Source organism: Pseudoxanthomonas mexicana, from assembly GCF_010093385.1.
In the GTDB taxonomy this organism is placed as follows: Bacteria; Pseudomonadota; Gammaproteobacteria; order Xanthomonadales; family Xanthomonadaceae; genus Pseudoxanthomonas_A; species Pseudoxanthomonas_A mexicana.
In genome coordinates, this window is the sequence record NZ_PDWV01000049.1 from 21,287 (window position 1) to 28,648 (window position 7,362).

8 protein-coding genes and 1 pseudogene are annotated in these 7,362 nt (G+C 67.5%); 3 read left to right on the top strand and 6 right to left on the bottom strand.

What is annotated here, in order from left to right:
- Nucleotides 1-108 precede the first annotated feature (108 nt).
- The 3 genes from CSC76_RS15225 to CSC76_RS15235 are packed head-to-tail and all read right to left on the bottom strand — an operon-like array spanning nt 109 to nt 2,405.
- Nucleotides 109-840: a YebC/PmpR family DNA-binding transcriptional regulator gene (locus CSC76_RS15225; RefSeq protein ID WP_162110846.1), complete on the bottom strand. Its 732-nt coding sequence runs from the start codon at nt 838-840 to the stop codon at nt 109-111.
- Between the two features lie 56 nt (nt 841-896).
- Nucleotides 897-1,535 carry an esterase/lipase family protein gene (locus CSC76_RS15230; RefSeq protein WP_162110847.1) on the bottom strand — a complete coding sequence of 213 codons (639 nt, stop codon included), beginning with the start codon at nt 1,533-1,535 and terminating at the stop codon, nt 897-899.
- 42 nt (nt 1,536-1,577) lie between these two features.
- The gene (locus tag CSC76_RS15235) at nt 1,578-2,405 is read right to left on the bottom strand and encodes an AraC family transcriptional regulator (protein WP_162110855.1); all 828 of its coding nucleotides are present in this window, start codon (nt 2,403-2,405) and stop codon (nt 1,578-1,580) included.
- A 122-nt stretch (nt 2,406-2,527) separates the two neighbouring features.
- On the opposite strand from CSC76_RS15235, the gene CSC76_RS15240 reads away from it, so the two are divergent.
- Nucleotides 2,528-2,956: an organic hydroperoxide resistance protein gene (locus tag CSC76_RS15240; protein ID WP_162110848.1), complete on the top strand. Its 429-nt coding sequence runs from the start codon at nt 2,528-2,530 to the stop codon at nt 2,954-2,956.
- 38 nt (nt 2,957-2,994) lie between these two features.
- Entirely contained in the window at nt 2,995-3,933 is a 939-nt protein-coding gene (locus CSC76_RS15245; protein WP_162110849.1) for an alpha/beta fold hydrolase, read from the top strand.
- Nucleotides 3,934-4,198: 265 nt separating this feature from the next.
- On the opposite strand, the gene CSC76_RS15250 is transcribed toward CSC76_RS15245, so the two are convergent.
- The 3 genes from CSC76_RS15250 to aspS all read right to left on the bottom strand — a co-directional run bounded on the left by CSC76_RS15250 (nt 4,199) and on the right by aspS (nt 6,898).
- Nucleotides 4,199-4,726 (bottom strand): GNAT family N-acetyltransferase, encoded by a 528-nt coding sequence (locus CSC76_RS15250; protein WP_162110850.1) that lies wholly within the window; start codon nt 4,724-4,726, stop codon nt 4,199-4,201.
- Nucleotides 4,723-5,019, bottom strand: a complete 297-nt coding sequence (locus CSC76_RS15255; RefSeq protein WP_162110851.1) for a DNA primase — start codon at nt 5,017-5,019, stop codon at nt 4,723-4,725. The genes CSC76_RS15250 and CSC76_RS15255 overlap by 4 nt, the downstream gene beginning before the upstream one ends.
- Before the next feature lie 130 nt (nt 5,020-5,149).
- On the bottom strand, nt 5,150-6,898 hold the full coding sequence (gene aspS, locus CSC76_RS15260; RefSeq protein ID WP_162110852.1) for an aspartate--tRNA ligase: 1,749 nt from the start codon (nt 6,896-6,898) through the stop codon (nt 5,150-5,152).
- Between the two features lie 163 nt (nt 6,899-7,061).
- Here aspS and CSC76_RS15265 point away from each other — a divergent pair.
- Nucleotides 7,062-7,362: pseudogene (locus CSC76_RS15265) on the top strand (DUF3011 domain-containing protein); the annotation flags it as partial.

Consider the following 7,362-nt stretch of genomic DNA (forward strand, 5'->3'; position numbering starts at 1 on the left):
GGGGGATTCGGGATTCGGGATTCGACGCCGGCGGAGGCAGGACGGGGTATCGGGTGGCCGGGAGAGCGCTCTTGAGCATCCCGGGCCCCGAATCCTGAATCCCGGCCGTCAGGCATACGCATCCGCGCCCAGCTCGGCGTTGGAATAGACGTCCTGGACATCGTCCAGGTCTTCCAGCATATCCAGCAGCTTCTTCACCTGCAGCGCGGTGTCGCCCTGCACGCTGATGTCGTTGTCGGCCCGGAAGGTGATCTCGGCGTGATCCGGCTTCAGGCCGGTGGCTTCCATCGCGTCCTTCACGCCCTGGAAGGCCTCCGGCGCGGTGACCACGTCGATCGAGCCGTCATCGGGGTACACCACGATGTCGTCGGCCCCGGCTTCGATGGCGGCTTCGGTGATCTTTTCTTCGTCCGCGCCCGGCGCATAGCTCAGCACGCCCAGGCGCTTGAACATGAAGGCCACCGAGCCCTCGGTGCCCATGTTGCCGCCGCATTTGCTGAAGGCATGGCGCACGACGGCCACGGTGCGCACGCGGTTGTCGGTCAGGCAGTCGACGATCACGGCCACGCCGCCGGGTGCATAGCCCTCGTAGCGCACTTCCTCGTAGACCACGCCTTCCAGTTCGCCGGTGGCCTTCTTGATGGCGCGCTCGATCACGTCCTTGGACATGTTCGCCGCCAGCCCCTTGTCCCCCGCCACCCGCAGCCGCGGGTTGTTGGCGGGATCGCCGCCGCCGGCACGGGCCGCCACGCCGATCTCGCGGATGATCTTGGTGAAGATCTTGCCGCGCTTGGCGTCGGTGGCGTTCTTGCGGGCTTCGATGGACGGGCCTCTACCCATGGTGACTTCCGGAGTGCTCTGACAAGGGCGCGGTTTATCCGCGCCCCCCGCCCGCATCATGGCCCGCTGTCGAAGCGGCCCTCGCGCAGGAAATGCGCCGCCTGGCGCGCCGCATGGGCGGAGAACACCAGCCCGGTGTGGCTGGCCGGCACCACGCAGTGCGCGGCCAGCCCCGGCAGACGGGTTTCTTCCAGCGCGACCGTGCCATCGGATTCGCCCCCGAACCGGGTGATCAGGCGGCCGATGCCCCGCGCCACGTTGCCCGCCACCATCCCGACCGGCACCGTGCCCTCCCAGGGAGGGCAGCCGGCCTGCAGCAGGCCGCCGCTGCGGCCCAGCACGGGCGCGGTCCACGCCCGCCGTCCCAGGTCACGCGCGGCACCGCTGCCGCACAGCGGCGAGCCCAGGCAGACCATGCGCTGCACCGGCAGGCCAGGCGCGCGGCGCAGCGCCTCGAGGCCGATCAGTCCGCCCGGGCTGTGCCCCACCAGATGGACGGGCGGCCCGCCCTGCAGACGCGCGATCAACGCGGCAATGGCGGGCTCCGGCCCCCCGCGGATGCTGGGGTAGCCGAAGGCTTCACCTTCGAAGCCTTCGTGCCGCCACCGCCGCGCCAGCGGCGTGAGCCAGGATTTCGCATTCCAGATGCCATGCACCAGCAGCACGCGTGGCGTCGAGGAGGGCTGTGCGGTCATGGCCGGAAGTGTGGTGTAAGCCTGCGCGGGCCGCCAGCCCGTTCAGTGCGTCGCATGGGCGCGCTTCCATTCGCGTGGCGACAGCCCGCTGTGCGCCTTGAACGCGCGTGACAGCGCGGCTTCGCTGCCATAGCCCACGTCCGATGCGACCACCTTCAGCGGCTTGCCATGCCGCAGCGCCTGCTGCGCCAGCCCCACTCGCCAGCCCTGCAGGTACTGGCCGGGCGTGATGCCCAGCGACTCGCGGAAGGTCGACGCGAACACCGTGCGCGACATGCCCGCCACGCGCGCCAGATCCTCCAGCGTCCAGTCCTTCGCCGGCGCCTCGTGCATGGCGACGATCGCATTGCGCAGGCGCGGATGGGAAAGCCCGGCCAGCATACCGCCCTTCACCTCGCCGGTTTCCATCAGCTGGCGCAGCACCTGGATCATCACCACCTCGAACAGGCGGTTCACCAGCGCGGTGCGTCCGCAGCGCTCGGTGAAGGCCTCCTCGAACAGCAGGGCCAGCACGTCCCCGGCGCCATGGATGCCCGACAGGGGCAGGCAGACCGCGTCGGGCAACGCCGCACAGATCGGATTCTGGTCGCCGCCCTCGAACCGCAACGTCGCGCAGGTCATGTCGGCACCACGCACCGGGTCGCTGATGAAGCGGTGCGTCAGCGCGCGCGGGAAAAGCAGCAGGCTGGGCTCGTCGATGCGCAGCGAGGTCGCGCCATAGACCACCTCCAGCGGCCCCTGCCGGATCAGGTGCAGCTGACCCAGCCCCATGTCGGCCTCCAGCGTGTTGATGCCGCACAGCGCACCGGCATTGAACACCTGTGCGCTCACCGAGAACCGGTCCAGCAGGACAGCCAGCCGATCGACCATGTCGGAACTCAAGATCAAGTTTTCAGGATTCTATATCACCCTTCGTACCGACGTGGCGCGCAAAGTACACCTCACCGGACGGCCCCCCGCCCCGGACCATCCCCTCCCCAAGGAATACCGCCATGTCCATCGAAAAGATCCTCTACACCGCCACCGCCACCGCCTCGGGCGGCCGCGAAGGCCAGGCCACCTCGTCCGACGGCGTGCTCGACATGAAGCTGACCACCCCGCGCGAGCTGGGCGGCGCCGGCGGCGACGGCACCAACCCGGAGCAGCTGTTCGCCGCGGGCTATTCGGCCTGCTTCCTGGGCGCGCTGAAGTTCGTCGCCGGCAAGCAGAAGGTCGCCCTGCCCGCCTCGACTACCGTCACCGGCAAGGTCGGCATCGGCCAGATCCCCACCGGCTTCGGAATCCAGGCCGAACTTACCATCGCCGCCCCAGGCATCGCCCGCGAACAGCTGCAGGCCCTGGTCGACGCCGCCCACATCGTCTGCCCGTACTCCAACGCCACGCGCGGCAACATCGACGTGACGCTGGTGATCGCCGACTGACCCCTCCTCCTGCCCCGCCCACTACAGGAATCCTCGCCATGAACGCCATCACCCGCACCATCGCCGCCACCGTCCTGGCCGTCGCCACCCAGGCCAGCCTGGCCGCCCCCGCCAGCGTTCCCGCCCCGGTCGCCGTCGAGCGCACCGCCAGCTACATCACCACCGCCGACGGCGTACAGCTGTACTACAAGGACTGGGGCCCGAAGAACGGCCCGGTCGTCCCCTTCAGCCACGGCTGGCCGCTGTCGTCTGACAGCTGGGAGTCGCAGATGATCTTCCTGGCCGCCAAGGGCTACCGCGTGGTCGCCCCCGACCGCCGCGGCCATGGCCGCTCCAGCCAGCCGTGGGACGGCAACGACATGGACCACTACGCCGACGACCTGGCCACGGTGATCAACACGCTGGATTTGAAGGACGTGACCCTCGTCGGCTTCTCCACCGGCGGCGGCGAAGTGGCGCGCTACATCGGTCGCCCCGGCACCCGCCGCGTCAAGAAGGCCGTGCTGATCAGCGCCGTGCCGCCGCTGATGCTGAAGACCGCCGACAATCCGGGCGGCCTGCCGATCGAGGTGTTCGACGGCCTCCGCAAAGGTTCGCTGGACAACCGCGCGCAGCTCTACAAGGACATCGCCTCGGGCCCGTTCTACGGCTTCAACCGCCCCGGCGCGAAGGTCTCGCAGGGCCTGATCGACAGCTGGTGGGCGCAGGGCATGCAGGCCGGCCACAAGAACACGTACGACTCCGTCGCCGCGTTCTCGGCCACCGATTTCCGCGCCGACCTGAAGAAGTTCGACATCCCCACCCTGGTCATCCACGGCGACGACGACCAGATCGTCCCCATCGACGCCTCCGGCAAGGCCTCCGCCGCGCTGATCAAGAACGCCAAGCTGATCGTCTACGCTGGCGCCCCCCACGGCCTGACCGACACCCACAAGGACCGCGTCAACCAGGACCTGCTGGACTTCCTGCAGAAGTAAGTTCCAAGACACAGACAAAGCAACGGCCGCATCAGCGGCCGTTTGCTTCTCTGCTTTGAACATCCGTGTCCTAGCCAGACCCGAAGGGCGGCGGACAAGGATGTCCGCCGTTTTCCGATTCGCCAGGAAGGCGAACCGGAAAATCCCGATAGCAATGACGCGATGGGATTGCTTCGTCGGGGAATGGCCTTTCTTTTGGTGACTTTTCTTTGGCCAGACAAAGAAAAGTTACCCGCTGGCCCGAAGGGCAAGCGGAAGCTGTGCATCAAGCGACTAAGGCCGCATCACGTCTAAGGATGAACTCATCATCCAGCGTCTTTCCCACGGGAAATTTGTACTCCCCCACCCTCACGAACCCCTGCCGCGCATAAAACCGCTGCGCACCGAAATTCTCCGACCACACCCCGATCCACAGCGTCCGCGGCCCATCCCTCAACAACCACCGCTCCACCTCGGCGAACAGCTTCCCGCCCCATCCAGCGTTCTGGTACGACGCCAGCACGTACAAGCGCTTCAGCTCGCCATCGCCCGCCTTCACTTCAGGATGCGGCAGCCCACACGGCCCGGCCGCCGCATGGCCCACGGCCACACCGTCGTCCTCCAGCAGCAACACCGCATAGTCCGGATGGGACAGGATGACCTTCTGCTTTCCCACCTCGTAGGCATCGGCGAGGAACGCCGCCAGGTCCTCGGCCGGATACAGATGGCCGAAGGTCTCGGTGAACGTACGCGACGCCAGGTCCGACAGCACGGCCGCGTCATCGACGGTGGCGCGACGGATCCGCACGCTCACGCGCCCTCTTCGTCCTCTTCCTCTTCGTCCGCCTCGTCTTCCTCGTCGGCGTCTTCGTCTTCTTCCTCTTCGTACTCTTCTTCGTCTTCTTCTTCGTAATCGTCTTCGCCGAAGTCCTCGCCGTCCCAGCGACCCTGGCCGTCCGGCACGAAGGTCACCGCCATCGCGGCCGGCGACGTGCCGACGCGCACCAGCCAGCCACCGAACACGCGCGCGCGTTCCGTCACCAGGCCCGCATCGGCGCCTTCATTGCCCAGGCGTTCCCACTCAAGCGAAAAAGCAACTTCCGTCATCTTGGCTCTCTTGATGTTAAGCCCCCTTGAGTCAAGGGGGCGCGGCGTCAGCCGCGGGGTTGTGGCATGCAACGGCGCGGGGCCCGTCATTTCGCCCAGGCGAAATGACGGGGGCTTGACCGCTTAGCGGTCAAGTCCGCGGACGAACCTGGATATGGACTTCAGCAAGCTGCTCGTCCGGGATCGGCGACGGCGCGCTGGTCATCAGGCACTGCGCCGTGGTGGTCTTCGGGAACGGGATGACGTCGCGGATCGACTCCGTGCCGGCCATCAGCGCCGCGATGCGATCGATGCCGAACGCGATGCCGCCATGCGGCGGGGCGCCGAAGCGCAGCGCATCCAGCAGGAAGCCGAACTTCGCCTCGGCCTCTTCCGCGCCGATGCCGAGCAGCTCGAACACCGCGCCCTGCATCTCCGGACGATGGATACGGATCGAACCGCCGCCGATCTCGTTGCCGTTCAGCACCATGTCGTAGCCACGCGACACCGCGGTCTTCGCATTGGCGCGCAGGTCGGCGATGTCGTCGACCGCGGGCGCGGTGAAGGGGTGGTGGAGCGCGACGTAGCGCTGCGCGTCCTCGTCCCACTCGAACATCGGGAAGTCGGTGACCCACAGCGGCTTCCATCCGTCCTGGACCAGACCGAAGTCCTTGCCGGCCTTCAGGCGCAGCGCACCCATGAAGTCGCTGACCTTGTTGTAGCCGCCCGCGCCGAAGAACACGATGTCGCCGTTGCCCGCGCCGACGTGCTTCACCAGGGCCGCGAAGGCGTCCTCGGCGAAGAACTTCCGGATCGGCGAGGAAATCTCACCGGCATCGTCGATCTTGATGTAGGCCAGGCCCTTCGCACCGTACTTGGCGGCGTGCGCGGCGTACTCGTCGATCTGCTTGCGGCTCAGCGATGCACCGCCGGGGATGCGCAGCGCGGCGACGCGCCCGTCCGGGTCGCTGGCGGCCGCGGTGAACACGGCGAACTCGCTGGACTTCACCAGATCGGCCACGTCCACCAGCTCCAGCGCGATGCGCAGGTCCGGCTTGTCCGAACCGTAGCGGCGCATCGCCTCGGCCCAGGTCATGCGCGGGAACGGCGCATCCAGTTGAACGTCCATCACCTCGGCGAAGATGTCGCGGATCATGCCTTCCACGGTGTCCTGCACGTCGCGTTCGCGCACGAACGCGAATTCCATGTCGAGCTGGGTGAATTCCAGCTGGCGGTCGGCACGCAGCGCCTCATCGCGGAAGCAGCGCGCGATCTGGTAATAGCGGTCGAACCCCGCGACCATCAGGATCTGCTTGAACAGCTGCGGCGACTGCGGCAGCGCATAGAACTCGCCCGGGTGCATGCGCGCCGGCACCAGGAAGTCGCGCGCGCCCTCGGGCGTGGCCTTGGTGAGGATGGGTGTCTCGATGTCCTGGAAACCGCGTGCGTCCAGCCAGCGGCGCAGCGCCTGCACCAGGCGGATGCGGGTACGCTGCTTGCGCTGCATGTCGGGGCTGCGCAGGTCCAGGTAGCGGTATTTCAGGCGGATGTCCTCGCCCGGGTTCTCGTGGTGGTGGAACGGCAGCGGCTCGGCCTTGTTGAGCACGGTGATGCGGGTGGCAATCACCTCGACCTGGCCGGTGCGGATCTTGGCGTTGACCGACTCGCGCGCGCGCACCACGCCCTCGACCTGCAGCACGTCCTCGTAGCCCAGCGAGGCGGCGACCTTGAACACCTCGGCATTGGACGGATCCACCGTCACCTGCACGATGCCTTCGTGGTCGCGCAGGTCGATGAAGCACACGCCGCCGAGGTTGCGGGCGACATCGGTCCAGCCGCACAGGGTTACGGTCTGGCCGATCAAAGCCTCGTCGACGAGGCCGCAGAAATGGGTACGCATGGGGGCTCCACTGGGTTCGGACCGGGGCCGGGACATCCCGCGGCGTGACAGGCCGGTCAAGCCCGCTAGTTTACCCGCTCCCCTGCCCTCCGGCCCGGGGCCTGCCCCTGCACAGCCTTAACCGGCCGGGCGTATGCTGGCGCCTTCCCAGGAGGGTGTCGCCATGAAGAAGCCGTTGTTGCAGTCCGTTTTCGTACTGTTGCTGGCCTTGGCGGCCGGCAGCGCCTTCGCCCAGATCGCGCCCAAGGCCTATGCACCGGAAAACGTGCGCACGCTGTCGGTGCAGGACCAGACCCGGGTCATCAGCCTGGAGTATTCCGAACAGTCACGCGGTCGCCGCATCCCGGACGACCAGTTGCGGTTCTACCTGGACCAGGTCAACCGCTCCAACTGGACCTTCAGCCGCATCAAGCAGGACATCGCCCAATCGCTGGGCGGCAACAGCGGCGGCTGGAACCCTAACC